At 72.8% G+C, this 23,794-nt stretch carries 21 protein-coding genes; 17 read left to right on the forward strand and 4 right to left on the reverse strand.

Going from position 1 to position 23,794, the window contains the following annotated elements:
• Positions 1–1,597: 1,597 nt before the first annotated feature.
• Positions 1,598–3,019 carry an OFA family MFS transporter gene (locus OP04_RS45805; RefSeq protein WP_232323999.1) on the forward strand — a complete coding sequence of 474 codons (1,422 nt, stop codon included), beginning with the start codon at positions 1,598–1,600 and terminating at the stop codon, positions 3,017–3,019.
• Positions 3,012–3,143 carry an MFS transporter small subunit gene (locus OP04_RS56655; protein ID WP_269746750.1) on the forward strand — a complete coding sequence of 44 codons (132 nt, stop codon included), beginning with the start codon at positions 3,012–3,014 and terminating at the stop codon, positions 3,141–3,143. Before OP04_RS45805 ends, OP04_RS56655 begins: the two co-directional genes overlap by 8 nt.
• Here the strand turns inward: OP04_RS56655 and OP04_RS45810 are convergent.
• Positions 3,133–4,302 (reverse strand): carboxylesterase family protein, encoded by a 1,170-nt coding sequence (locus OP04_RS45810; RefSeq protein ID WP_051800080.1) that lies wholly within the window; start codon positions 4,300–4,302, stop codon positions 3,133–3,135. The two genes, OP04_RS56655 and OP04_RS45810, sit on opposite strands and share 11 nt — an antisense overlap.
• A gap of 139 nt (positions 4,303–4,441) precedes the next feature.
• Here OP04_RS45810 and OP04_RS56660 point away from each other — a divergent pair, with 139 nt between their 5' ends.
• The 7 genes from OP04_RS56660 (at position 4,442) to OP04_RS45850 (ending at position 14,230) form a co-directional block, all read left to right on the forward strand.
• Entirely contained in the window at positions 4,442–7,186 is a 2,745-nt protein-coding gene (locus tag OP04_RS56660; RefSeq protein WP_198154279.1) for a hypothetical protein, read from the forward strand.
• Between the two features lie 28 nt (positions 7,187–7,214).
• Complete coding sequence (locus OP04_RS45825; protein ID WP_157241248.1) at positions 7,215–8,792, forward strand: tetratricopeptide repeat protein; 1,578 nt, start codon at positions 7,215–7,217, stop codon at positions 8,790–8,792.
• A 634-nt stretch (positions 8,793–9,426) separates the two neighbouring features.
• The gene (locus OP04_RS45830; protein ID WP_157241251.1) at positions 9,427–10,686 is read left to right on the forward strand and encodes a hypothetical protein; all 1,260 of its coding nucleotides are present in this window, start codon (positions 9,427–9,429) and stop codon (positions 10,684–10,686) included.
• On the forward strand, positions 10,683–11,654 hold the full coding sequence (locus OP04_RS45835) for a glutamate ABC transporter substrate-binding protein (protein ID WP_033346358.1): 972 nt from the start codon (positions 10,683–10,685) through the stop codon (positions 11,652–11,654). Before OP04_RS45830 ends, OP04_RS45835 begins: the two co-directional genes overlap by 4 nt.
• An 87-nt stretch (positions 11,655–11,741) precedes the next feature.
• The gene (locus OP04_RS45840) at positions 11,742–12,971 is read left to right on the forward strand and encodes a hypothetical protein (protein ID WP_033346359.1); all 1,230 of its coding nucleotides are present in this window, start codon (positions 11,742–11,744) and stop codon (positions 12,969–12,971) included.
• Positions 12,972–12,991: 20 nt separating this feature from the next.
• Positions 12,992–13,714, forward strand: a complete 723-nt coding sequence (locus tag OP04_RS45845; RefSeq protein WP_033346360.1) for a ZIP family metal transporter — start codon at positions 12,992–12,994, stop codon at positions 13,712–13,714.
• Between the two features lie 45 nt (positions 13,715–13,759).
• Positions 13,760–14,230 carry a DUF1877 family protein gene (locus OP04_RS45850; RefSeq protein WP_085067312.1) on the forward strand — a complete coding sequence of 157 codons (471 nt, stop codon included), beginning with the start codon at positions 13,760–13,762 and terminating at the stop codon, positions 14,228–14,230.
• Between the two features lie 69 nt (positions 14,231–14,299).
• Here OP04_RS45850 and OP04_RS45855 read toward each other — a convergent pair whose 3' ends face one another.
• Together OP04_RS45855 and OP04_RS45860 are read right to left on the reverse strand one after the other, a co-directional pair.
• Positions 14,300–14,608, reverse strand: a complete 309-nt coding sequence (locus tag OP04_RS45855) for an effector-associated domain EAD1-containing protein (RefSeq protein ID WP_033346361.1) — start codon at positions 14,606–14,608, stop codon at positions 14,300–14,302.
• Entirely contained in the window at positions 14,605–14,997 is a 393-nt protein-coding gene (locus OP04_RS45860) for a YccF domain-containing protein (protein WP_033346402.1), read from the reverse strand. Before OP04_RS45860 ends, OP04_RS45855 begins: the two co-directional genes overlap by 4 nt.
• Positions 14,998–15,201: 204 nt before the next feature.
• Here OP04_RS45860 and OP04_RS45865 point away from each other — a divergent pair, with 204 nt between their 5' ends.
• The 7 genes from OP04_RS45865 to OP04_RS45895 all read left to right on the forward strand — a co-directional run bounded on the left by OP04_RS45865 (position 15,202) and on the right by OP04_RS45895 (position 21,941).
• Positions 15,202–17,982: a Na+/H+ antiporter subunit A gene (locus OP04_RS45865; protein WP_051800084.1), complete on the forward strand. Its 2,781-nt coding sequence runs from the start codon at positions 15,202–15,204 to the stop codon at positions 17,980–17,982.
• Positions 17,979–18,380, forward strand: a complete 402-nt coding sequence (locus OP04_RS45870; RefSeq protein ID WP_033346404.1) for a Na(+)/H(+) antiporter subunit C — start codon at positions 17,979–17,981, stop codon at positions 18,378–18,380. The genes OP04_RS45865 and OP04_RS45870 overlap by 4 nt, the downstream gene beginning before the upstream one ends.
• Positions 18,377–20,038 carry a Na+/H+ antiporter subunit D gene (locus tag OP04_RS45875; RefSeq protein ID WP_033346362.1) on the forward strand — a complete coding sequence of 554 codons (1,662 nt, stop codon included), beginning with the start codon at positions 18,377–18,379 and terminating at the stop codon, positions 20,036–20,038. The genes OP04_RS45870 and OP04_RS45875 overlap by 4 nt, the downstream gene beginning before the upstream one ends.
• A complete protein-coding gene (locus tag OP04_RS45880) occupies positions 20,035–20,760 on the forward strand; it encodes a Na+/H+ antiporter subunit E (RefSeq protein ID WP_051800085.1) in 726 nt (241 codons plus the stop codon). Before OP04_RS45875 ends, OP04_RS45880 begins: the two co-directional genes overlap by 4 nt.
• Positions 20,757–21,041, forward strand: coding sequence for a monovalent cation/H+ antiporter complex subunit F (locus OP04_RS45885; RefSeq protein WP_033346363.1), 285 nt, complete (start codon positions 20,757–20,759; stop codon positions 21,039–21,041). The genes OP04_RS45880 and OP04_RS45885 overlap by 4 nt, the downstream gene beginning before the upstream one ends.
• A gap of 23 nt (positions 21,042–21,064) precedes the next feature.
• Positions 21,065–21,382, forward strand: coding sequence for a monovalent cation/H(+) antiporter subunit G (mnhG, locus tag OP04_RS45890; RefSeq protein ID WP_051800102.1), 318 nt, complete (start codon positions 21,065–21,067; stop codon positions 21,380–21,382).
• Between the two features lie 88 nt (positions 21,383–21,470).
• A complete protein-coding gene (locus tag OP04_RS45895) occupies positions 21,471–21,941 on the forward strand; it encodes a hypothetical protein (RefSeq protein WP_051800086.1) in 471 nt (156 codons plus the stop codon).
• 4 nt (positions 21,942–21,945) lie between these two features.
• Here OP04_RS45895 and OP04_RS45900 read toward each other — a convergent pair whose 3' ends face one another.
• Positions 21,946–22,731, reverse strand: coding sequence for an alpha/beta fold hydrolase (locus OP04_RS45900; RefSeq protein WP_033346365.1), 786 nt, complete (start codon positions 22,729–22,731; stop codon positions 21,946–21,948).
• 88 nt (positions 22,732–22,819) lie between these two features.
• Between OP04_RS45900 and OP04_RS45905 the strand changes: the two genes are divergently transcribed.
• A complete protein-coding gene (locus OP04_RS45905) occupies positions 22,820–23,743 on the forward strand; it encodes a sigma-70 family RNA polymerase sigma factor (RefSeq protein WP_051800087.1) in 924 nt (307 codons plus the stop codon).
• The last annotated feature ends 51 nt before the right edge of the window (positions 23,744–23,794 follow it).

Raw genomic sequence — 23,794 nt, forward strand, 5'->3', positions numbered from 1 at the left:
GGCAATAGGTGTCTGCGGTGGCACGTTTACTGAGCTTCCGGCGTCAGGGTGGGGATGCGGCGGGCCTCCAGGCCGCTATTTCATGAAATTTCGGGCACGAAGTGCCCGTCTGATCGCGGCGGGTCCGAACCTTGACGCCGAAAGGTCAGTAGAGCGACCGGTACTCAGGCGGCACCCTGCGCTCCGCCGACTCGTGATCCAGGTGTCCCTCATGCTGTTCTCACAGCATGAGGGACGCCGACGCCCGGATCACGGAACCAGCGGGCCGCACCCAATTGCCGGTCGCTCTGAATGCCAAATTTCGGGTGCGACGTGCCCGTGCCGCAGGAGCAGTAGGCAGCTTGGCCGGTCGCCCTTGTCGGCCTTCGGCGGCGGAGCGAGGATGCGGCCTGCCGCGGGATGCTATTTACCGAAATTTCGGGCGCGCAGCGCCCGGCATGAACTCCGGCCCTGACCCACGACGCCAGAAGCCCCCTCGCGAGCCCAGGAAGCCAGAAGCCCATCGGGGCCGAGGCGGGACGCTCGGGGTCGAATCGCGCTCCATGGCCACGACACGGAAATCCATCGTCGAGGAGGAGGTACGGGGCCGGTCGGCCCAGCTCGTCCCGCCACGGTTGCCACGGGCCCGGCAACGCTCAGGAGCGACTCGACGAACACCGAGCCATGACGCGCGAAGCCCTTCCGGGCCGGCGCGGAGCGCTCTGGATCGAATCGCACTCCACGGCACCACGGACACCGGAAGGCCATTGCGCCGGGTCCAGGAACCACTCAGGGGCGACTCGCACACCGAGCCGACGACGCGGGGGAAGCCCCGAGGCCCTCCGGGTAGCGCACCCAGGCGAGCCCGGCGGGCGACTCGCACACCGAGCCGACGACGCGGGCGAGGCCCCGAGGCCCTCCGGGTAGTGCATCCAGGCGAGCCCGGCGGGCGACTCGCACACCGAGCCGACGACATGGGGGAAGTCTTCCGGGCCGGCGCGGAGGGCTCTGGATCGGGCCAGAGTTCCGCCGCCAGAAAGGCCTTCGCGACAAGCCGGTGCTCTCGGGAGCGGCTGGAACCCTTGCCTCGCGGAGCGGCGCCGGCGAACGCGCGCGTGGTCGGTGCCTCCGGTGGCGCGTCGACCGAGGCCACGACGCCGGAAGACGTTCGCGACAGGGTGGAACGGCCGGGGCCGAGGCGGGTCGTGGTCGCGATGCCGGGCGGGCTGTGGGACGGGCGGGGGGTTTCTGGACCACGGCGGGACCGGCAGGGAGGAGCGCCAGCGACGACCGGTGCCCGCGGGAGCGTGCGGACCGCCACCACGCCGGAAGCGGGAACATGAACTGGATCTTGATCTGGTTTGTGGTGTCACAAAGGGATCGCCGGAGGGACACGGTGCCAGAACGATGCGGATGTACTGGCACTGATGCGCGGACTGATCGGGGCGTGGAAGGGCGCAAAAGAGCAGGCCAGGCAGCGGGTTTCGTTATCGGATGTTGATCTTTGGACCGTTCGGCTCAGGAGGGGGACCGCTGGCCGATCGCACGACATCGGATGCGCTCACGGAGGGCTATTTTCCCGGGGAGATACCGCCCGATGTGGGGAGGTTTTACCAACATGGCGCTGCTGTCCGCTCTTGACCGCCAGCACACCATCGCGCCGCCGGGGTATTCCCGGTGGCTCATTCCGCCGGCGGCGCTTGCGGTGCATCTGTGCATCGGGCAGGCGTACGCCACGAGTGTTTACAAGACATCGCTGATCAGCCACTTCGGCGCGTCGCAGACCGCGATCGGCGTCATCTTCAGCATCGCGATCGTGATGCTGGGACTGTCCGCCGCGGTGGGCGGCACGTGGGTGGAGCGCAGCGGGCCGCGGAAGGCCATGTTCGTGTCCGCGTGCTTCTGGGCGGCCGGCTTCCTGGTCGGCGCGCTCGGCATCGCCACCAAGCAGCTGTGGCTGGTCTACCTGGGCTACGGGGTCATCGGCGGCATCGGCCTGGGCATCGGCTACATCTCGCCGGTGTCGACGCTGATCAAGTGGTTCCCGGACCGGCCGGGCCTGGCCACCGGCATGGCGATCATGGGCTTCGGCGGTGGCGCGATGGTGGCGAGCCCGCTGTCGCGGCAGCTGCTGTCGTTCTACGACCCGAACTACGACCCGGCCGTCTCCAGTTCGGTGGCGTCCGGCAGCGCGCTGGTGTCACTGTTCGTGACGCTCGGCGTCGGCTACTTCCTGATCATGATGTTCGGCGTGTTCAACGTGCGCGTCCCGCAGGAGGGCTGGAAGCCCGAGGGCTGGGACCCGGCGAGCGTGGCCGCGAAGCCGCTGGTCACCACCGCGAGCGTGTCCGCGGCGAACGCGATCAAGACGCCGACGTTCTGGTTCCTGTGGGTCGTGCTGTTCTGCAACGTGACGGCCGGCATCGGCATCCTGGAGCAGGCGTCGCCGATGATCCAGGACTTCTTCCGGGAGAACGGCACATCCACGGTGACGGTCGCCGCCGCGGCCGGGTTCGTCGGGCTGCTGTCGCTGTTCAACATGGGTGGCCGGTTCCTGTGGTCGACCACGTCCGACATCATCGGGCGCAAGCCGATCTACATGCTGTACCTTGGGCTCGGCATGGTGCTCTACGCCACGCTGGCCGCGGTCGGTAACGCCGCCACCGCGCTGTTCGTGCTGCTGGCGGGCGTGATCCTGTCGTTCTACGGCGGCGGGTTCGCGACCATTCCGGCGTACCTGCGGGACATCTTCGGCACGTACCAGGTGGGTGCGATCCACGGCCGGCTGCTGACCGCGTGGTCCGCGGCGGGCGTGGCCGGGCCGCTGATCATCAACGGCTTCCTGGACGCGCAGGGCAAGCCGGGCACGCTGACCGCGGACGCCTACCGTCCGGCGCTGTTCACCATGGTGGGCGTGCTGGCGATCGGCTTCATCGCGAACCTGCTGGTCCGGGCCGTTCCGGAGAAGTACCACGAGCCTGTGAAGCCGGCCGACCCGGTGCTGGCCGGTGCGGGCGCGGAGGGGAGCAAGGATGTCTGAGGGTACGAGCAAGCCGGCCGGTCAGGGCATCCGGCTGATCGTCTCGTGGGTGCTGGTCGCGGCGCTGCTGGGTTACGGCGTGATCCAGACCGTCATCACGGCGGCGAAGCTGTTCACGCACTGAGGTAGGGGTGTCGCACGTCGGCCGGCTCGGTGTCCCATCTGCGGACCGGGCCGGCCGATCTTTTGTCGTACCGCGGCCAGCCGGGGTCACCGGTGCGGGCAAAATCGGTCCAGGCCGTGCGCATGGCGCGTGACAGCGGGGCGAACTCGGGCGGCGGCGGGTTGCCGAGGTAGCGGTCCGCGAAGCGGTTGCCATGATTGCCGAAGACGAACGGGAGCTCGACGCCGTGGCCGCCGTCGCGCCAGGCGAAGTCGTAGAGGTGGCCGCCGTTCTGCTCGATGATCCGGGTGGTCGGCCGCCGGAACAGCAGCTCCGACATGAGCTCGATTTCCGGATTTTTCGGATATAACGTCTTAAAGTGTGCCAGCTCGGGGTGATCACCGGGCGGCGGCGGGCCCATCGTGCGCCACTCCTGGTGGTTGAAGCCGGCCATCAGATCGGCGTGCAGGCTCAGCTCCCACGGGGGTGCCGGGACCAGGTCGCCGTCGATCCGCGGCATCGGCTCGGGCGTGGGCCCGGTGGCGTAACCGTCCGGGATGCTCTGGGCGATCACGCGGCGGATCAACCCCTTCGTCCCCGGGTACGCCCCGAGGAGCGCCGCGGACGCCGCGCCGGCTGACTGCCCGAAGACGGTCACCTTGTCCGGGTCACCACCAAATTTCGCGATATTTCGGTGCACCCATTCCAGCGCGGCCAGCTGATCACGCAGTCCCCGGTTCGGCGGCGCGCCCGGCACGTCTCCGAAACCCTCGTGCCCCAGCCGATAGGCCACCGTGACCACCACGACACCGTGCCCGGCCAGCATCGCCCCGTCATACTGCGGCATCCCCGGCCAGCCGATCTTCCACCCGCCACCGTGCAGCCACACCATCACCGGCAGCCTCGGGTCGCGGCCGTGATCCGGTGACCACACGTTCAGCGTCAGCCAGTCATCACCACGATCAGGATCGAACCACGTGGGTACGCCCGGCGCGGGCGACGGCTGCGGCACGGCCGGGCCGAACTCCAGCGCGTCCCGTACACCGTCCCACGGCTCCGGGCGGGCCGGCGCGGCAAAACGCAGGTCACCGCGCGGCGGAGCGGCGAACGGGATGCCCTTCCACACTCCGGACAGGCCGCGGACCGCGCCGCTGTCCGTGCGTACCACCGAATCGGTCATGGCAGCGACCGTACCGATGTGAGGTTGCCCGGATTGCTCAGGACCCACCCTCTCCCTGCCGACCGTTGCTGCGAACCCCTCGACCGGGCGTGCGTCGCTCGGTGACCCAACCCCCGTTCCCCCCGCGGAAGGCGTGACGATGTCCACGGAATCCTTCAGCCCCGCGCGGCAAGCCCCCGACCCGCCACCAGGGCCGGCGGGGGCGTCGCCAGCGGAAGCAGACCTGGTCAACGCGGCCGGTCTGGTCCCGCCGCCGCCCGGTCCCCCCATCCCCCACCCCGCCGTCGGCCCGCTCGCGCCCACGGACGAGCTGCCGAGCCCGGCCGGCAGGGGCTCGCTGCCCCGGCGCCAGGCCGGTGCGCAGCTGCCCACCGGCAGCTGGCAGGCATTCGCCACCAAGCCGAACCCGGAGGCGGTCAGCGCCACGAACTCGACGATCTCCGGTGGCCTGGAAGGGCTCACGCCCCGGCACCCGGCCGGCACGACGCCGGCGGGCGACTCCGCCCACGCGGTCGACGCTGCCCACGCGCCGGTCGCGGGGGTCGGCGCGCGGTCCTCCCTCCCGGATTCCGGCCCCTCGGCCGGCCAGGAGCCGCGCGACCTGCCCACGGCCGGATTCCGTCCGCCGGACTCGGCGACGCCGGGCTACCGGCCACCGCGGCCGTCGTCCGCCTCGTCGCCGTCGTCCGGGCCGGTGGCCGACTCGCCGTCGTCCGCGACCTCGCCGACCGGCACCTCCGCGCCGTCCGGCAGGTCTTCCGCGTCCGGCGCTTCGGCGTCGTCCGGCGCCTCGGCGCCGTCCGCCGGGTCACACGCGTCCGGTGGTGCGTCGCCGTCCGGCACGTCGGCTGCGTCCGGTGCGTCGTCCTCCGCGTCGCCGGGGCGGTTCGTCGAGGGTGCGCACGAGGCGGAGCCTCGGTCGTCCTACAAGCCGCCGACGCGTCGTGCCGCCGGTGGAGCGCAGGCCGCCGGTGGTGCGCCCGCGTTCCGGCCCGCCGGGCCGTGGCGTGGGGACCAGGCCGCGAACAGCAGCCCGGCGCCGCGGCACGGTATGCCCAGCACACGGCCCGCGGTCACGCCCGACCCGGTCCCGGCGGACAACGTCGACACGCCGGCATCGCGTCCGAGCGGGTTCCGGCAGGTCCGGAGCGGCTTCACGTCCGCGGCCGGGAAGCCGTCCGCGCTGGACGCGGCCGTGGGCGCCACGCAGGCCGAGACGCCCGCCACGGCGCCGGAGCCGCAGGCGAAGCCCGCGGACGCGTTCGTCAAGGCGTCCGACGTGTTCGGCACGCCCGCGGGCCCGTCCGGCAGCACGCCGGGCCGGTCCGGCGGTACCGTCACGGGGTCGGCCATCGACGCTCCCATCGACCCGCCCGCGTGGGCGGACAACGCGGCCTCGGCCGTCGACACGTCCGCGCGGCCGGCCTCCACGGGCGCGGCCGGCGAGGCGTGGAACGGTGGCGCCGGCGCTACCGGCGACGCGCAGACCTGGAACGACGGCGCCCCCACGGGCGCCGGCACGCAGGGCTGGAACGACGGCGCACCCTCCGGCGGCACCCAGGCCTGGACCGGCGGCGCGGGCACTACCGGCGACAACGGCGGTGCCCAGGGCTGGAACGGCGGCGCCTCCACGGGCGCTGCCGGCGACGGCTGGAACGGCGGTGCGCCCTCGGGTGCGACCGGCGGTGCCCAGGGCTGGAACGGCGGCGCCTCCACGGGCGCTGCCGGCGACGCACAGGCTTGGAACGACGGCGGCCCCACGGGCGCCGGCGCGCAGGCCTGGAACGACGGCGGATCCTCGGGTCCGGCCGACGATCCGCGTGCCTGGAACGGCGGCGCGCCCTCGGGTGCGACCGGCGGCGCGCAGGGCTGGAACGGTGGTACACCATCCGGCGCTGCCATCGACGCGCCGATCGACCCGCCCACCTGGGCGAATAGCGCGGCGGCCGGATCGGGCGCCCACCACGGCAGCTCCGCGATCGACGCACCCATCGACCCGCCCACCTGGGCCGGTAGCGCGGCAGCCGGATCGGGCGCCCACCACGGCAGCTCCGCGATCGACGCACCCATCGACCCGCCCACCTGGGCCGACGGCGCGTCCACGGCCGGCGACCCGCGCGCCGTCCACGGCGGTTCCGCCATCGACGCGCCGATCGACCCGCCCTCCTGGGCGGATGGCGCGGCCGACCCGCACGCCCACCGCGGCGGCACGCCGGTCGATTCTCGCGCCCACCGCGGCGGCACCCCTGCCGTCGCGCCCATCGACGCGCCGATCGACCCGCCCTCGTGGGCGGGTGGCGCGACCGATTCTCGCGCCCACCGTGGCGGCACTCCCGCCGTCGCGCCTATCGACACGCCCATCGACCCGCCGGCCAGGCTGGTCAACGCTCCCGCGGTCGCGCCGATCGACACCCCGATCGACCCGCCCGCGCGGCTTGCCGGCCGGCCCTCGGTCGCGCCCATCGACACCCCGATCGACCCGCCGGCCAGGCCGGTCGCACGGCCCGCCGTCGCGGCCATCGACACGCCGATCGACCCGCCCGCCAGGCCGGTCAACGCCGTCTCCGCGATCGACACACCCATCGACCCGCCCGCCAGGCCGGTCAACGCCGTCTCCGCGATCGACACACCCATCGACCCGCCCGCCAGGCCCGCCCGCCAGGCCGGTCCAGGTCGACGCGTCCGCGGCGGTCTCCGGTCCGGCGGCCGAGGTCAACCTGCCGAAGCTGGTCGCGCCGGCTCCGCAGCAGGTCGCTCCGGCTCAGCAGCCGGTCGGCGCGGCTCCGCAGCAGGTCACCCCGGTTCAGCGGCCGGTCGCGCCGGCTCAGCAGGCGTCCGGTGCGGCTCCGCAGCAGGTTGTCGCGGGTCCGCAGCCGGTGGCTGAGGCGGCGGCTCCGGGCGCAGAGGTCGCGGTGCGGAGGGCCGAGCGGACCGGGAAGCCGAAGGCGAAGCTGCCGACGCTCACCCAGGCCACCGCGTTCACCACGCCGGACGTCCCGCCGGTGAAGGACGCGAAGGACGAGGTCGCGGCCAAGGAGGACGAGAAGTCCGCGGAGGAGGAGGCGCTGGAGGCGCGCCGCAAGGAGGACCGGTCGGCGCTGCGCCGGGCCGAGATCCTGCTCGCGACGGGCAACCCGACGGCCGCGCTCGCGGAGGCCGGGCCGGCCATGGCACGGCTCGCGTCCGATGCGGACGTGTGGCTGCTCATGGCCAGGATCCGGATCGCGCTGGAGGACGTCCCGGGTGCGCTGCGCGCGACCGAGACCGCCGCCAAGCTGAACCCGGGTGGTGCGGCCGTGCTGGCCGTGACCAGCGACGCGCTGGCCGCGGCCGGGCGCAACGAGGAGGCGCTCGCCGCCGCGCGGGCCGCGCTGGAGGCCGAGCCGGGTAACCCGCACCTGCAGCACCTGGTCGCGACGCGTCTGGTGGAAAACGGCAAGGACCGGTCCGAGGCGGACAAGCTGGCACGTGCCGCGGTCGCGGCGATGCCGGACGAGCCCGCGTTCCAGGCCACGGCCGCGATCACGCAGGGCTCGCGGCACCGTCGCGGCCGGGGCGGCGCGGACGCGGACGGCACGGACACGCCGACCCGGGTGGCCGCTCCGGGGCAGCCCCGGAAGGCGCTCGCGCTGGGCTGGTCGGGCAACCCGACCGGTGCCTCTCCGGAGGAGCTCGAGGCGCAACGGCAGAAGGAGAAGGAAAAGGAGAAGCCGGCCGGCCGTCGCTGGGGCTGGGGGCGGACCGCCGCTCTCGAGCTGCCCGCGGGACCGAGCGGCGCGGCGCAGGCCGAGAACGAGCCGATCGTCTCGTTCGTGGAGTCGCTGCGCGGCGACATCCCGGTGATGCCGGGCCCGGACGGGTCCGACGTCATCGAGGTGACCGAGGCGGACGTGCAGACGCCGCCGTCGTACCGGCCGCCGCGCCCGGTGCCGAAGCTGTCCGACGAGCATCTCGGCACGAAGCCGTGGGCGCGCGGCGGTCCGTCCTCGATGACCGGGACGATGCGGCCCACCGCGCCGGACTGGTCGGCGATGACGGGCGGCACCGGTACGTCGTGGAACGCGCACACCGGCTCGGTGACGATCGTGTCGTCCGGGCTCGGGACGGTCCGCTGGCCGATGGCCCGGATCGGCCTGACCGGCGTGCTCGGCGCGGCCGCGGCCTACGCCAGCGTCACGTTCGACCTGGCGGAGACCGCGCGTCTGTCCGGCGGCATCGCGCTGATCATCATGGTGCTGATGCTGATCCAGTTCGTCTGGTCGGCCGGCCGGGACGGACGCAGGGCGCTGGCCCGCGCGTTCGACTCGGCGCGCCGGGTCACCGCGGTGGTGCTCGGCATCGGCGGCGCGGCCGCGCTCGGCGTGGCCACGGCCGTGCCGGACCTCGGGGCCCCGTGGCTGCTGGTCGGCGCGGCCTCGGCCGGGCTGCTCGCGGCCGTGGTCTCCGCGACCGAGCCGCGCTCCCGGCGCCGCACGCCGGGTCAGCGCTGACCCGCTACCGGTGATCGGGGTGTCCCCCATGTCGCAACAACGACATGGGGGACGCTGACGCACGAGGACGCGCCGGCCGGGTTCCCGCCGCCGATCCACGACGGAGGGAACCGCACCCGCCGGACCGCACGGACCGGAATGAATCCCCGTCGCCGGGGAACGACACCTGACAGGCCGCGCACCGGCCGGACAGATCGCCCGCCACCGGGGAACGACCGGTGGCGGGAAGGATTTCCCCGCCGCCTGAGGAACGGCAGGCGGCGGGGGCCGGACGACCGGCACGGGAGTCACACCGCCCGGCCGGATCGGCGGGCTCCGCCCTCGGGTCAGGAGGGCGGAGCCCGAATCCCGGCGCAAGGAGCCAGATCCGAAGCACACATCCCGGGTACGAATCCCGGTCGCGGAAGCCGGATCCCGGCCACCGCACGCGAGTCCGGGCCGCGCGAGCCGCCCACGCCCACCCGCATCTCGTTGACCGGACCGTTCGGGGTCCCGCCGGCCGGTCCGGTCAACGAGGTGCGGGTTTTTGTTCTGCGGCCGGGGACACGCGAACGAGAGCCCGCGGGAGCATGCGGGCCGGACCACCGCGGAAGCGGGAAGTTCCGGTCTTGACGTTGGTTTATATGTTGGCGGCATGTCGATCCGGGCACGATGGGCGCGGGTGTGGAAGGCGAGTCCTGGGCGGCTGGGGGTGGCCGCGGCAGGGCTGGTCGCGCTGGCGCTGATCTTCGGCGTCACCGGCGTCGCGACGGTGCGGCGGCGCGCCGCCGTGGTGACCGAGGTGGCGACCGTCAGCGGGCCGTTGAACACGCGGGCGCAGACCGTCTACCGCGCGTTGTCCGATGCGGACGCGACCGCGGCGATCGCGTTCCTCGCGGGCGGCACCGAGCCCGCTGACCTGCGGCAACGCTATCTTGACGACATCGCGCGGGCCTCGTCCGCGCTGTCCGAGGCGCAGCGGGACGCGGACGGCGAGGCCGCGCCGCTGCTGGACGAGATCGCGCGGGAGCTGCCGGTCTACACGGGCCTGGTGGAGACCGCGCGGGCCTACAACCGGCAGGGCGTGCCGCTCGGCGGCGCCTATCTGCGCGAGGCGTCCGCGCATCTGCGGGACGTGCTGCTGCCCGCGGCGCAACGGGTGTACGAGGTCTCCCGCTCCCGCCTGCAGGACGGCCAGCGGGAGGCGAGCGTCTTCCCGTGGGTGTTGTTACTGCTGGGACTGGCGCTGATCGCGGCGCTGGCCGGCACGCAGGTGTGGCTGACCCGGCGCACGCACCGGCTGCTGAGTCCGCCGCTGCTGGTGGCGACCGCGGCCGCGCTGATCTCCTGTCTGGCCGTGACCGGCGCGGTGAGCCGCTCCGCGTCGTTCGTGGACGCGGGCCGGCAGGAGGGTTCCGCGGACGCGCAGCTGCTGGCGGAGGCGCGGGTGACCGCGTTGCAGGTACGCGCGGACGAGGCGTTGATGCTGGTCGCGCGCGGGGACGGCGGCGCGTTCGAGCAGCACCTGACCGAGGCGTTCGGCGTGTCCTCCGGCCTGCTGGACCGGGCCGGGCGGGAGTCCGAGGACCGGCAGGACATCACGGAGGCGCAGCAGGCCGCGGCGAACTGGATGCTGCAGCACCAGACCGTGCGCGACCTGGACGCGGAGGGCCGGTACGAGGACGCGGTGCGGCTCGCCACCGGCCCGGAGCCGACCGGGCAGATCGCGGTGTTCGCGCGCTGGGAGACCGAGATCGATCAGGCGCTCGGGGCCGCGCAGGGCCGGTTCGACGAGCGGGCGCGGGCCGCGCGGGGCACGCTGCGCTGGGCGGACGTGTCGGTGATCCTGCTGACGGTGCTGACGCTGGCCGGCGTGGGAGCCGGAATGGCGCGACGGATCGGGGAATATCGATGAGAATGCGCCTCCTTGCCACTGCCGCCGTCATGATGATGCTCGCCGGCTGCGGCCCGGTCCCGGCGGAGGAGCCGGAGGCCGCCGTGAGCGCCCGCGTCCCGGTCCCGGTGAACGTGAAGGACCCGGCCGCGAGCCTCTCCCCCGCGCCGTCGCCGCCGGCCTGTGTACCCCGGCAGAGCCTGCGGCCGGAGGGCGCGCTGCCCGCGCCGGGCCGCATGCCGGACGGGTCCACGATGGCGGAGATCGTGCAACGTGGCCGGTTGCGCGTCGGCATCGACCAGAACGCCTATCTGTTCGGCTTCCGCGACCCGGACACCGGCGAGCTGTCCGGGTTCGAGATCGACCTCGGGAAGGAGATCGCGCGCGCGATCTTCGGCGATGCGGAGGCGGTGCAGTTCCGCGCGATCACCACGGCGGACCGGATCCCGGTGCTGGAGCGCGGCGACGTCGACATCGTCATCCGCACCATGACCATGACGTGTGAGCGGTGGCAGCAGGTCAACTTCTCCACCGAGTACCTGACCTCACGCCAGCGCCTGCTGGTCAACAAGGGTTCGGGCATCGGGTCGTTCGACGACCTGGGCGGCCGGAAGGTCTGCGCGACCGCGGGCAGCACCAGCATCCGCAAGATCGTCGAGCAGCCGAGCGGCCCGGTCCCGGTCTCCACGGACAGCACGCTGGACTGCCTGGTGCTGCTCCAGCAGGGCCAGGTCGACGCCGTGTCCACGATCGACGTGCTGCTCGCGGCGCTGGCGGCGCAGGACCGCGGCACCGAGATCGTCGGGCCCGGCATCACGGAGGAGCCGTCCGGCATCGGCATCCCGCTCGGCGACGACGACCTGGTGCGGTTCGTCAACGGGGTGCTGGAGCGGGCGCGCACGGACGGGACCTGGAAGCGCATCTACGAGCGCTGGCTGCTGCCGCTCGGCCCGGCGCCGGCGCCGCCCGCGGCACAATACCGGACGTAAGGGGCTCCCGGTGAGCCGAATGAGAAACCCGTGACATTCCCGGCGGGACGCGACCGGGCCGCAACCTCGGCCTGGCAGCATCGAGGGATGGCGCGGCGAAGGGACGATCAGGACAGCGGGCTGGGGGTCGTCTTCGGCAACCTCAACCCCCAGGCGCCGCCGAGACGACGGAAGCGGCGCCGCTCGGCCGGGCGGCAGACCGGCATGGTCGCGGCCGTGCTGCTCACGGCCGCACTGATAGCCGCGCCGGCGATCGTCTACGCGGGAATGCTGCCGGACACGCCTCCGTCCGGGGGTGCCGTGGTCCCGGCCGCGGTCGAGGCGCCGCCGTCGCCCTCGTCGCCTTCGACGCCGGAGGGCCCGATAACAATCGGTGACCTGCACGCCTTCTCCCTGACCCGGGTCCCGGACGGCTGGACCTGCCCGACCAGCGACGTCACGGCCACGGAAACGCCGTCCATCGGGGACGTGTGGGCCACCACGATCACGCACGGCGATGTGGACGGCGACAGCGCGGAGGACGCGATCGTCATCCTGCGCTGCGTGCTGAAGGAGTCGGCCGGGCCGGAGGTCGCGGTCGCGTTCACCCGCTCCGGCGCGGGCGTGGTGCCGATCGGCACGATCACCACGACCACCGGCGCGACCGTGCAGTGGTTGTCCGCGGCCCGGTTCCCGCCGGGCGGCCCGATCACCATCACGATCGGTGACCTCCAGCCGTACGCGGACCAGCTCGCCGAGTGGACCCGGTCGCTCGACGCCGACTTCTGGTACGTCGGCGGCGGTGAGTTCGCGGGCGGGCTGCCGTCGTTCACTCCCCTGGAGAATCCGTCGTCACGATCAAGAGCCGATCTGTGGGTACGGACCGGGAACCTCACCTTCGACGAGCACGACGAGGGCACGATCACGGTGACGGTCGGCAACCGCGGCCCGGTCATCGCGGACGACACGTGGCTGTCGCTCGACCCCGGCGTCACGCTCGCCGCCCGCGGCCAGGGCTGGGGCGAGTGCCTGTCCGTGCGCACCGCCCCGCCGTGGGCGGTCCCGGCCGAGCCCGGCCGGTCGGTCCCCTGGACCGTCCCCGCCGGCGCGTCCCCGTCCCCGCTCCCCTCGATGCCCCCGCCGAGCGGCGCGTCCCCGGTCCAGTGCCGGATCGGCAACCTCGAGGCCGGCGAGGAGGTCCGGCTGCTGCTGGTCTCCCGCCGCAGCGGCCCCGGCGCCGAGGCCGGCTCGGTCGTGGCGTACCGGCGCGCGCTCGGCGGCGCCCCGGTCCCGGACCTCAACCCGGCCGACGACCAGGCCGCGTTCGCGGTGCAGTGAACCTTTCCGAGGAGTGACCCATGCTGGAGGCCGCGTTCTGGGGGTTCGTCGGCGGGTTCGCGCTGCTGCTCGGGGCCGGGCTCGGGCTGGTGCGCCCGGTGCCGGAACGCGTGGTCGGCGTGGTGATGGCGTTCGGCGCCGGCGTGCTGATCTCGACGATCGCGTTCGACCTGGTGGAGGAGGCGTTCCAGGAGGCCGGTGCGCTCCCGGCCGGCGCCGGGATAGTGGCGGGCGCGCTCACGTTCTTCGCCGGGGACGCGATCCTGGACCGGCGCGGCGGCGACAAGCGTAAGCATCCCACCGCGGCCGCGGGTGGTGCCGCGCTCGCGCTGGTGCTCGGCGCGATGCTGGACGGCATCCCGGAGTCGGCCGCGATCGGCGTCTCGCTGCTCGGCGGCGGCTCGGTGAGCGTGGCCGTGGTCGCGGGCGTCTTCCTGTCGAACGTGCCGGAGTCGTTGTCCGCCGCGGTCGGCCTGCGCGCGTCCGGCCGCTCCGCACGATGGATCATGGGTTTGTGGCTGGGCGTCGCGGTGATCTCCGCGGTGTCGGCCGCGCTCGGCTACGCGGTGCTCGGCCAGGCCGGCGCGAGCACGATCGCGGTGGTGCAGGCGTTCGCGGCCGGCGCGATCCTGACCATGCTGGCGGACACGATGATGCCGGTGGCGTTCAAGGACACCGGACCGCTGAGCGGCATCGTGACCTGCGCGGGTTTTCTCCTGGCGTTCATGCTGTCGCACGTGTGAGGGGCCGCGGGAATTTGTCGTACCTGTGTTCTAAGGTCTCCCGCCATGGGACTCTTTGGAGAGTGGATGCGGGCCGCGCCCGCGGATCTGAAGCCGCTGCGCGGTGATCTGGCCGCGGTCCGCAAGTTCATCGTCGACGGTGAGGGCCCCCGCGGCGGCGCCGAGGGCGACTGGGCCGGCATCGACTTCCTGCTGCGGCGGCGGGACTTCCCGGTCGACGTGGTCTACGGCGAGGAGCCGTTCGCCGCGCCCTCCGCGGAGGACAAGGAGTGGGACTCGGACCCGCCCTGCTACCTCACGCCCGCTCAGGTCCGCACGGCCGCGGCCGCGCTGCGCGACCTGACTCCGGAGGAGCTGATCCACGGCGTCACCGCCGCCGAGCTGCGCCGCGCCGGGCTGTATCACCTGTATACGCCGGCCGCCCTGCCGACGCTGGCGGACCGGCTGCCCGGCATCCGTGACTTCTTCACCCGCGCCGCCGCCTGCGGTGACGCCGTGATCTGCTGGTTGTCCTGATCGCCGGACCCCGTGCCTCAGGCGTGCTGCGCGTCATCGCCGTGCGGAACGCCTGAGGCACCGGGGCTTCTATCGGGAGCGGGAGGCGAAACCGCCCGGCATCGAGGCGTGCAGCCAGGCGATGTCGTCGCGGTCGGGCCAGCGGTCGTGGGCGGCCTTGAGCAGCGCGCGGACCTTGCCGGCCCGGCGGGCGCGGGCCAGGAGGCGCTGGAGGAGGTCGCCGCCTCGGACGTCGTCCATGTCGATGCGGAGCGTGGCGGCGAGGTCGAGGATGTCCTGCGGGGTGCGGCAGGCGTCGGCCAGGGCCTCGTCAAGGTCGACCGTGCGCAGCTCGGGGCGTGCGTCCAGGTGGCGGGGGGCCTGATGCGGGTGCGTCATGCCGACAGGTCGTCCGTGTCGACGACCTCCTGGCCGAGCGGCCAGAGCGCGGCGGGAACCAGCTTGAGGTTCGCGATGCCGAACGGGATGCCGATGATCGTGATGCAGAGCGCGATGCCGGCGGTGATGTGGGACAGGGCCAGCCACCAGCCGGCCAGGATGAGCCAGAGGATGTTGGCCAGGCCGGAGGCGAGGCCGGCGCCGCGCTTCGGGATGATCGTGCGGCCGAACGGCCAGAGCGAGTAGACGGCCAGCCGCCACGACGCCACACCGAACGGGATGGTGACGATCAGCGCGAAACAGATCAGGGCTGCCAGGCCGTACCCGAGGAAGAGCACGATCCCGCCGCCGAAGATCACCCACAGGACGTTGAGCACAAAGCGGATCATGGCGCCCATTGTGGGACCCCGCGTCCACGCCCGAAACAGCGGGTGCGTCGGCAAAGTTGATTGTCACGTAACTGACATATCGCTGAGCGTGTACCGTCAAGGCGCGAGGAAAGACTTGCCGCTGACATCGTTCGGCGCCGGGTGGCGCGTTCGCCACCTGCACACAGGTGTGGCGCAACCCCGGCACAGACGCCCGGGGGGCCCGTGCTCGTTCTGCTGGTGATCCACGCTGCCGTCGCCCTGATCGCGCCCGCGCTGGTGCGCGCGATCGGTGGCCGCGGACTCTATCTGGTCGCGCTCGCGCCCGCCGGTGCCGCGGTCTGGGCGGCCGCGCACATCGGGCGGACCGCGACCGAGACCGTGGAGTGGATCCCGCAGCTCGGCCTCTCGCTCGCGTTCCGCCTCGACACGCTCTCCTGGCTGCTGGTCCTGCTGGTCGGCGGCGTGGGCGCGCTCGTGCTCGCCTACTGCGCGCACTACGTCGGCGACCGCGGCGAGCAGGCCCGGCACGCCGGACTGCTGGTCGCGTTCGCCGGCACCATGCTCGGGCTGGTGCTCGCGGACGACCTGCTGCTGCTCTACGTGTTCTGGGAGCTCACCAGCGTCCTGTCCTACCTGCTGATCGCGTCCGACCCGGGCCGCCGGGTCGCCCGCCGTGCGGCCATGCAGGCGCTGCTGGTCACCACGCTCGGCGGCCTGGCCATGCTGGTCGGCATCGTCATGCTCGGCGCCGGGACCGGCACGCACCGCTGGTCGGAGCTGGCCCAGTCGCCGCCGGCCGGCACCTGGGGCACGGTCGCGGTGGTGCTGATCCTGGCGGGCGCGCTGGCCAAGTCCGCCATCCTGCCGTTCGGCGCGTGGCTGCCGGCCGCGATGGCCGCGCCCACGCCGGTCAGCGCCTACCTGCACGCGGCCGCCATGGTCAAGGCCGGCGTCTTCCTGGTCGCGCTGCTGGCCCCGGCGTTCGCCGGCGTGCTCGCCTGGCAGCTGCTGACGGTCGGCGCCGGACTGGCCACGCTGATCTTCGCCGGGCTCGCCGCCTTGCGGCAGCACGACCTCAAACTGCTGCTGGCGTACGGCACGGTCAGTCAACTCGGCCTGCTGGTCGCCGTGCTCGGCGCCGGGACGCGGGCTGCCGCGCTGGCCGGGCTGACGCTGGTGCTGGCGCACGCGCTGTTCAAGTCCGCGCTGTTCCTCACCGTGGGCGCGGTCGACCACGCCACCGGCACCCGTGACCTGCGCAAACTGTCCGGACTCGGGCGCCGGCTGCCGATGCTCGCGGTCGCGGCCACGCTGGCGGCCGCGTCGATGGCGGGCGCGCCGCCGCTGCTCGGGTTCCTGGGCAAGGAGGCGCTGTTCGCCGCGTTCGCGACCGGCGAGCCGGCGGACACGGCGGCGCTGATCGCGATGGTGCTCGGCGCGACGCTCACCGTGGGTTACAGCCTGCGGTTCCTGTGGGGTGCGTTCGGCACGAAGCCGGGGGTCGTGCCGGTGGAGCACCCGCACGCGCCCGGTCCGGGACTGCTGGCCGCGCCGGTGCTGCTCAGTGCGGCCGGCCTTGCCGGGGGTCTTGCCGCACGGCCGATCGAGAGCGCGCTGGAGCCGTACCCTCTGATGCTTGACGGTGTTGGGGTTCATCTGGCGCTGTGGCACGGGCTGAGCCTGCCGCTCGGGCTGACCGTGCTCGCGCTGGCGGGCGGTTACGGGGTTTTCCGGCTCACGCGCGACCGCGTCAAGAGCGAGAAGATCAGTGCCGGGGCCTGGGTGTACGAGCAGGCGCTGCGCGGCGTGGACCGGCTGGCCGTCGAGCTGACCGGCGCGACCCAGCGCGGTTCGCTGCCCGGCTATCTCGGCGTGATCCTGATCGTGCTGGTGGTGATCGCCGGGACGGTGCTGGCGGTCGGCGCGCCGTGGCCGACCGAGTTCCGCGTCTGGGACACGCCGCTGCAGGCCGTGGCCGGGGTGGCGATCATCGCGGCCGCGATCGGCGCGGTGCGGGCGCAGCGGAGGCTGGCCGCGTTCGTGCTGGCCGGGGCCGCGGGCTACGCCGTGTCGATGCTGTTCATCCTGCACGGCGCGCCTGACCTGGCGCTCACCCAGGCGCTGGTGGAGACGGCCGGCATCGTGATGGCCGTGCTGGTGCTGCGCCGGCTGCCGGCGAAGTTCTCCGAGCGGCCGCTGCGCGCGTCCCGGCGGTGGCGGATCGTGCTGGGCGTGTCGGTCGGGCTGGCCGCGGCCGGGATGGCGTTCGTGACCAGCGGCGGGCGCACGGCCACGCCGGTCTCGGAGCGGTTCGCGGACCTGTCGGTCAGCTACGGCGGCGGGTCCAACATCGTGAACGTGATCCTGGTCGACATCCGCGCCTGGGACACGATGGGCGAGATCTCCGTGCTCGTGGTGGCCGCGACCGGCGTCGCCAGCCTGATCTTCCAGCGCACGTCCGCACTGCGCCGCCGCGCCGAGACGCCCGCGCCGAAACGCGCGCTCGCGGCGTGGACCGGCAAGGAGGATTCGGTGATCATGCAGGTGGTCACGCGGCTGATCTTCCACACGATCGTGCTGTTCTCGATCTACCTGCTGCTGTCCGGCCACAACGCGCCGGGCGGCGGGTTCGCCGGCGGGCTGGTCGCGGCGCTGGCGCTCACCGTGCGCTACCTGGCGGGCGGGCGCCGGGAGCTGAACCGGGCCGCGCCGGTGGACGCGGGCGTGGTGCTCGGGACCGGGCTGCTGATCGCGGTCGGGACCGGCGTCGGCGCGATGCTGCTCGGCGGGCAGGTGCTGCAGACCGCGATCGTGGACATCCACGTGCCGCTGCTGGGCGACCTGCACGTAGCCACGTCCACGATCTTCGACGTCGGCGTGTACCTGATCGTGGTCGGGCTGATCCTCGACATCCTGCGCAGCCTGGGGGCGGAGCCGCAGCCGTCCGTCACGGAAGAGACCTCGGAGACCCAAGAACAAGATCGGGAGAAGGTGACCGCGTGACCCCGAACCTCGTGTACATCGTGCTCGTCGGCGTGCTCTTCGCGGCCGGTGTGGTGCTGCTGCTCGAACGCAGCCTGACCCGCATCCTGATCGGCGTCATCCTGCTCGGCCACGGCGCGAACGTGCTCATCCTCGGCGGCGGCCGGGCCGGCGGCACACCCATCGTCGGCACGGTCCCGACCGAGGACATGAGCGACCCGCTGCCGCAGGCCATGATCCTGACCGCCATCGTGATCACGCTGGCGGTGACCGCGTTCCTGCTCGCGCTCGCCTACCGCAGCCGGGACATCTCCGGCCACGACGAGGTCCAGGACGACGTCGAGGACCGCCGGATCGTGGTGCTCGCGGAGCGCGACGCCATGCCGCTGACGGACGACCAGGACCAGGACGCCGCATGACCTTCCTCGTACCGCTGCCGGTCGTCATTCCGCTGCTCGGCGCCGCGATCACGCTGCTGCTCACCCGGCGGCCGCGCGCCCAGCGCACGGTCAGCCTCACCGCGCTCTCCGCCACACTGCTGGTCTCGCTGGCGCTGCTCATGCTCTCCACGCAGGACGGCGCGCTCGCGGTCGCGGTCGGCGGCTGGGGGCCGCTCGGCATCGTGCTCGTCGCGGACCAGCTGGCCGCGCTGATGCTGGTCGTCTCGTCCGCGGTGACGCTGTGCGTGCTCGTCTACTCCATCGGGCAGGGCCTGGTCGACGGCGCGGAGGACACGCCGCTGTCCGTCTACCATCCGACGTACCTGATCCTCACGGCCGGTGTCACCAACGCGTTCCTCTCCGGCGACCTGTTCAACCTGTACGTCGGGTTCGAGATCCTGCTGGTGGCCAGTTATGTCCTGCTGACGCTGGGCAGTACGGAGAACCGGATCCGGGCCGGCACCACGTACGTCGTGGTCTCGCTGCTGTCCTCGCTGATCTTCCTGACCGCGCTCGGCCTGGTCTACGCCGCCACCGGCACGCTCAACATGGCGCAGCTCGTCGACCGGCTGGACGCGCTGCCGGACAACCTGCGGCTCGTGCTCCAGGGCATGCTGCTGCTCGCGTTCGGCATCAAGGCCGCGGTGTTCCCGCTGTCGTCCTGGCTGCCGGACAGCTACCCGACCGCGCCCGCGCCGGTCACCGCCGTGTTCGCCGGACTGCTCACCAAGGTCGGCGTGTACGCGATCATCCGCACCGAGACGCTGCTGTTCCCGGGCGGGCGGGTGGCCGACCTGCTGCTCGTGGTCGCGCTGCTCACCATGGTGGTCGGCATCCTGGGCGCGGTCGCGCAGTCCGACATCAAACGTCTGCTGTCGTTCACGCTGATCAGCCACATCGGGTACCTGCTGCTCGGCATCGGGCTGTCCACCACGGCCGGGCTGTCCGCGTCGATCTTCTACACCGCGCACCACATCGTCGTGCAGACCACGCTGTTCCTGGTCGCCGGCCTGATCGAGCTGCGCGGCGGCGCGACCGCGCTGGACCGGCTCGGCGGCCTCGCCCGCCTGTCACCGCTGCTCGGCGTGCTGTTCCTGGTCCCGGCGCTGAACCTGGCCGGCATCCCGCCGTTCTCCGGCTTCCTCGGCAAGGTCGGGCTGTTCCAGGCCGCGGCCGGCGTCGGCGGATGGCTCGCGTGGGCGCTGGTCGCGGGCGGCGCGGTGACGAGCCTGCTCACGCTGTACGCGATCGCGCGCGTGTGGAACCTCGCGTTCTGGCGGACGCCGAACCCGGCGATGCCCGGGGTGCCGCCGGCCGAGGGCTCGGCCCTGGAGTGCGTCCCGGCGGTGTCGGTCTCGGTGCAGGGCGCGATGGTGCCGGTCTCCGCCGGGGACGAGCGCGTCTTCGAGAGCTCCGCGCCGTCCTCCGACTCCGACTCCGACTCCGACTCCGAGGACGGTCCGACGCTGCTGCCCGCGATGATGGTCGCGCCCACGATAGCGCTGGTGGCGCTCGGGGTGGCGCTGACCGTGCTGGCCGGACCGCTGTTCGGCATCGCGGAGTCCTCCGCGAAGGACCTGATCGGACGCGACGCCTACGTGCAGACCGTCGCCGACCTGCCGGAGGTGGGACAGTGAGACGCGCGACGCTGCCGGAACGCGCCGTGGCCGTCCTCGGCATGGTGGCCGTCTGGCTGCTGCTCTGGGGCAACGCCGGGCCGTTCACGATCGTCGGCGGCGTGGTGGTCGCGATCCTGGCGCTGATGGTGTTCCCGCTGCCGCTGGTGCCGTTCGGCGGGCGGGTCAGCCCGCTCGGGGTGGTGCTGTTCACCGCCTGCTTCCTGCGCGACCTGGTGCTGGCCAGCGCGCAGGTGGCGTGGCTGGCGATCCGGCCGGGTCCGCCACCGGCCAGCGCGATCGTCGCGGTGCCGCTGCGGGCGACCTCGGACCTGCACATCACGCTGACCGCGGCCGCGCTGTCACTGATTCCCGGCAGCCTGGTCGTGGAGGCGGACCGGGACCTGGCCATCCTCTACGTGCACGTCATCGGCGTGTCGAGCATGGCGGACGTGGACGAGGCGCGCGCGGCGGTGGTCCGTCTGGAGGACCGGATCCTGCACGCGACGGGGGTGTCGGCCAGGCTCCCGCATGACGGCGATTCCGTCGAGCGCACGCGGGATGGCGCAGCGCCGGCTCGTACCCCGGAAGGATCTGGGCTTGTGGAAACAGCCGCGCCCGCGGGCTCGACATCGACAAAACACCACGACCAGCCGGTACGCGCCGCGGAGCGCAACATCCAGGTGCGGCGCGCCGCCCAGACCGGCACCGCCGTCCGGGCCGACGAGGAGGACCACGCATGACCGCCGCCGGAGTGACACTGACCGTGCTGCTGTGCGTCGCGGCCGGGCTCACGCTCTACCGCATCCTGCGCGGCCCGCACGTGCTCGATCGGGTGGTCGCGACGGACGTGCTGCTCGCCGTGGTCGTCGCCGCGATCGCCGCCGAGGCCGCGTTCAGCCGGGACGCCACCGCGCTCCCGGTCCTGGTCGTGCTCTCCATTCTCGGCTTCGTCGGCGCGGTGAGCGTGGCACGGCTGGGCTCGTCCATCGCGGAGAAGGACTCGGACGGGGACCGCTCGTGATCGACGTCATCGCTGTCGTCCTGATGATCGGTGGCGGCCTGCTGTGCGTGGCCGCCGGCGTGGCGCTGTGCCGCTTCCCGGACCTGCTGTCCCGCATGCACGCGACCGCGAAACCGCAGGTGCTCGGCCTGCTGCTGATCCTGACCGGCTGCGCGCTGCGGCTGCGCGACCCGGTCGACGTGACCACGCTCGTGCTGGTCGCGGTCTTCCAGCTGGCCACCGCGCCGGTCGCCGCGCACATGGTCGCCCGTTCGGCGTACCGCACGAACCGGTTCCGCAAGGACCTGCTCATCGTGGACGAGCTGGCGCCCACGATCGCCGACCGCGCCCCCACGGTGTGAAAGGGGCAATTTCACACCGGGACCCGGGTGTCCGGCACGCTTCTCCCAGACGGCGTGCCGGACACCCGGCCTGATTGACTGTCACGTTATGAACAGCCGTATCTGGGTGACCACCGTCCCGCCCCTGGAGCCGACCCACCTCAGCGTCCTGATCGGTGTCGACACCACCGGCGATCCCGGCGAACGGCTGGTCGCCGCGCTGCTGGACCACGGCCAGAAGGGCGACGACGGGGCGTTCTACCTGCTCCCGGACGACCTCGAGGCCGTCTACGAGCAGGACGGGCCACGCCTGTCCGTGCGGCTGACCGCGCTCCCGTCCGTGCTGAACGACCTGGTCGACGAGGACGCGGACCTGCACGAGGCCCGCTCCCGGTTCGAGGGCAGCGCGCGCATCACGCTGATCCACCGCGAGCTGGAGTCCACGTTCCTCGACGGTTTCGACCCGGACGAGCGGCCGCCGGTGCTGGTCATCGACGCGGCCGGGCCGGCCGACCGCGACGAGCTGCTGGCCGCGGTCGACCGGGGCGAGGCGTCCATCGCGGTCGTGCCGACCTCGTGAGACGTCAGGCGGCCAGGAAGTCCAGCATGACCTGTGCGAACAGCGGGGAGTCGCACAGGTTGTAATGGGTCAGGCCGGGCAGGATCGCCAGCGCGTGACCGCCCTTCGCCCGGCCGGAGCCGTCCCAGCCACCGTCCCGCAGACCGCCGTCCAGCAGCCCGAACACCTCGACGAAGTGGCTCGGCGGGCACATGTCCGCGTCCGCGGCCACGATCAGCGTCGGGGACTGCAGGCCGCGTACCTCGTTCGTGTAGTCATAGTCGACCGCCATCGACTCGCCGATCTTGTCCAGCAGCCGCGGGAAGTCCTCCGGCCGGGGCGCGACGCGCTGATACAGCTCGTACATCGGCGTGTCCTTCATGAACTCCGCCGCGGCCGCGTTGACCTGCCCCTGCTGCTTGAGCAGCTCCGGGTCGTTCGCGTCGCGCCGGATGCCGGCCGAGGCGGCCACCAGCCGGCCGACCACCCCCGGGTGCCGGATCGCGACCTGCAGCGCCACGCCACCGCCGAGCGAGAACCCGGCCACGTCCGGCCGCTCCAGCCCCAGGTACCGGATCAGCGCCGCGGTGTCGTCCGCCATGGTGCGGACGTCGATCGGCCGGTCCACGTCCGCCGTGCGCCCATGTCCCTGCAGGTCGGGCAGGATCACCCGGTGGCGCGCGGTGAGCAGCGGCAGGATCGGCCCGAACATCTCACCGCTGCCCAGGCCGCCGTGCAGCAGGACCAGCGGGCTGCCCTCGCCGATCTCCTCGTAGTAGGTGTTGATGCCGTTGACCTCGGCGTACGCCATGATGTTTCCTCCTTGCGGATGTTCTTACACCGGTGCAGACCGGGCCGGAGGCGGTAACTCATCGGTCTGCGGGATAAATTTTCTGACCATGACCGACGTGGCGATCGAGCTGGAGTCGTACCGGCCTGAACTCACCGGCTACTGCTACCGGATGCTGGGCTCCGCGTTCGAGGCCGACGACGCGGTCCAGGACACCATGGTCCGGGCCTGGCGCGGGTATGCGGGCTTCGAGGGCCGCTCCGCGCTGCGCTCCTGGCTCTACCGGATCGCCACGAACGTGTGCTTGAGCATGCTGACCGGCGCGCAGCGCCGGGTCCGCCCGATGGACCTCGGGCCGGCCGGCTCCGGCGACGCCACCTCACCCGGTGCGCCGCTCGGCGACGAGATGTGGATCGGGCCGATTCCGGACGACCCGGCCGCGGTGGTCGCGGAGCGGGACACGGTGCGGCTGGCGTTCGTGGCGGCGTTGCAACTCCTGCCCGCGAAGCAGCGGGCGGTGCTGATCCTGCGCGAGGTGCTGTCGTGGTCGGCGGCCGAGGTCGCGGATCTACTGGACATGACGGTGGCGGGGGTCAACAGCACACTCCAGCGGGCCCGGGCGACGCTGGCGTCCGCGCCGACGGACACGCCCGCTGCGCCGATGGGCGCGGAACAGTCCGCGCTGCTGGACCGATATGTGCGCGCGTTCGAGGCGTACGACCTGGATGCGCTCACCGCGCTGCTGCACGAGGACGCCACATTCTCCATGCCGCCGCTCCCACTCTGGCTGCGCGGCCCGGCCGACATCCGCGCCTGGATGTCCGGCACCGGGTCGGGCTGCCGCGGCTCCCGCCTGCTGCCGATCAAGATCAACGGCCTTCCGGGGTACGCCCAGTACCGCGCGAGTCCGGCCGGCCACACGCCGTGGTCGCTGATCGCCCTGGAGACGAACGGCACGCAGATCACCGCAGTCACGAACTTCCTGGACGTGGACCGCCTCTTCCCGCGCTTCGGACTGCCGCCGGCGCTATAAGTGCGCGCCGCTTTCAGGACGAACGCGCAGGTTCGATTCCTGCCCGCGAAC

Origin of the sequence: Catenuloplanes japonicus, from assembly GCF_000717135.1 — a bacterium.
GTDB classification, from domain to species: domain Bacteria; phylum Actinomycetota; class Actinomycetes; order Mycobacteriales; family Micromonosporaceae; genus Catenuloplanes; species Catenuloplanes japonicus.

Coding starts and splice junctions, on each gene's coding strand:
- OP04_RS45805 (WP_232323999.1), top strand. CDS start 1,598: ATGGCGCTGCTGTCCGCTCTTGACCGCCAGCACACCATCGCGCCGCCG.
- OP04_RS56655 (WP_269746750.1), top strand. CDS start 3,012: ATGTCTGAGGGTACGAGCAAGCCGGCCGGTCAGGGCATCCGGCTGATC.
- OP04_RS45810 (WP_051800080.1), bottom strand. CDS start 4,302: ATGACCGATTCGGTGGTACGCACGGACAGCGGCGCGGTCCGCGGCCTG.
- OP04_RS56660 (WP_198154279.1), top strand. CDS start 4,442: ATGTCCACGGAATCCTTCAGCCCCGCGCGGCAAGCCCCCGACCCGCCA.
- OP04_RS45830 (WP_157241251.1), top strand. CDS start 9,427: ATGTCGATCCGGGCACGATGGGCGCGGGTGTGGAAGGCGAGTCCTGGG.
- OP04_RS45835 (WP_033346358.1), top strand. CDS start 10,683: ATGAGAATGCGCCTCCTTGCCACTGCCGCCGTCATGATGATGCTCGCC.
- OP04_RS45840 (WP_033346359.1), top strand. CDS start 11,742: ATGGCGCGGCGAAGGGACGATCAGGACAGCGGGCTGGGGGTCGTCTTC.
- OP04_RS45845 (WP_033346360.1), top strand. CDS start 12,992: ATGCTGGAGGCCGCGTTCTGGGGGTTCGTCGGCGGGTTCGCGCTGCTG.
- OP04_RS45850 (WP_085067312.1), top strand. CDS start 13,760: ATGGGACTCTTTGGAGAGTGGATGCGGGCCGCGCCCGCGGATCTGAAG.
- OP04_RS45855 (WP_033346361.1), bottom strand. CDS start 14,608: ATGACGCACCCGCATCAGGCCCCCCGCCACCTGGACGCACGCCCCGAG.
- OP04_RS45860 (WP_033346402.1), bottom strand. CDS start 14,997: ATGATCCGCTTTGTGCTCAACGTCCTGTGGGTGATCTTCGGCGGCGGG.
- OP04_RS45875 (WP_033346362.1), top strand. CDS start 18,377: ATGACCTTCCTCGTACCGCTGCCGGTCGTCATTCCGCTGCTCGGCGCC.
- OP04_RS45885 (WP_033346363.1), top strand. CDS start 20,757: ATGACCGCCGCCGGAGTGACACTGACCGTGCTGCTGTGCGTCGCGGCC.
- mnhG (WP_051800102.1), top strand. CDS start 21,065: ATGATCGGTGGCGGCCTGCTGTGCGTGGCCGCCGGCGTGGCGCTGTGC.
- OP04_RS45895 (WP_051800086.1), top strand. CDS start 21,471: ATGAACAGCCGTATCTGGGTGACCACCGTCCCGCCCCTGGAGCCGACC.
- OP04_RS45900 (WP_033346365.1), bottom strand. CDS start 22,731: ATGGCGTACGCCGAGGTCAACGGCATCAACACCTACTACGAGGAGATC.
- OP04_RS45905 (WP_051800087.1), top strand. CDS start 22,820: ATGACCGACGTGGCGATCGAGCTGGAGTCGTACCGGCCTGAACTCACC.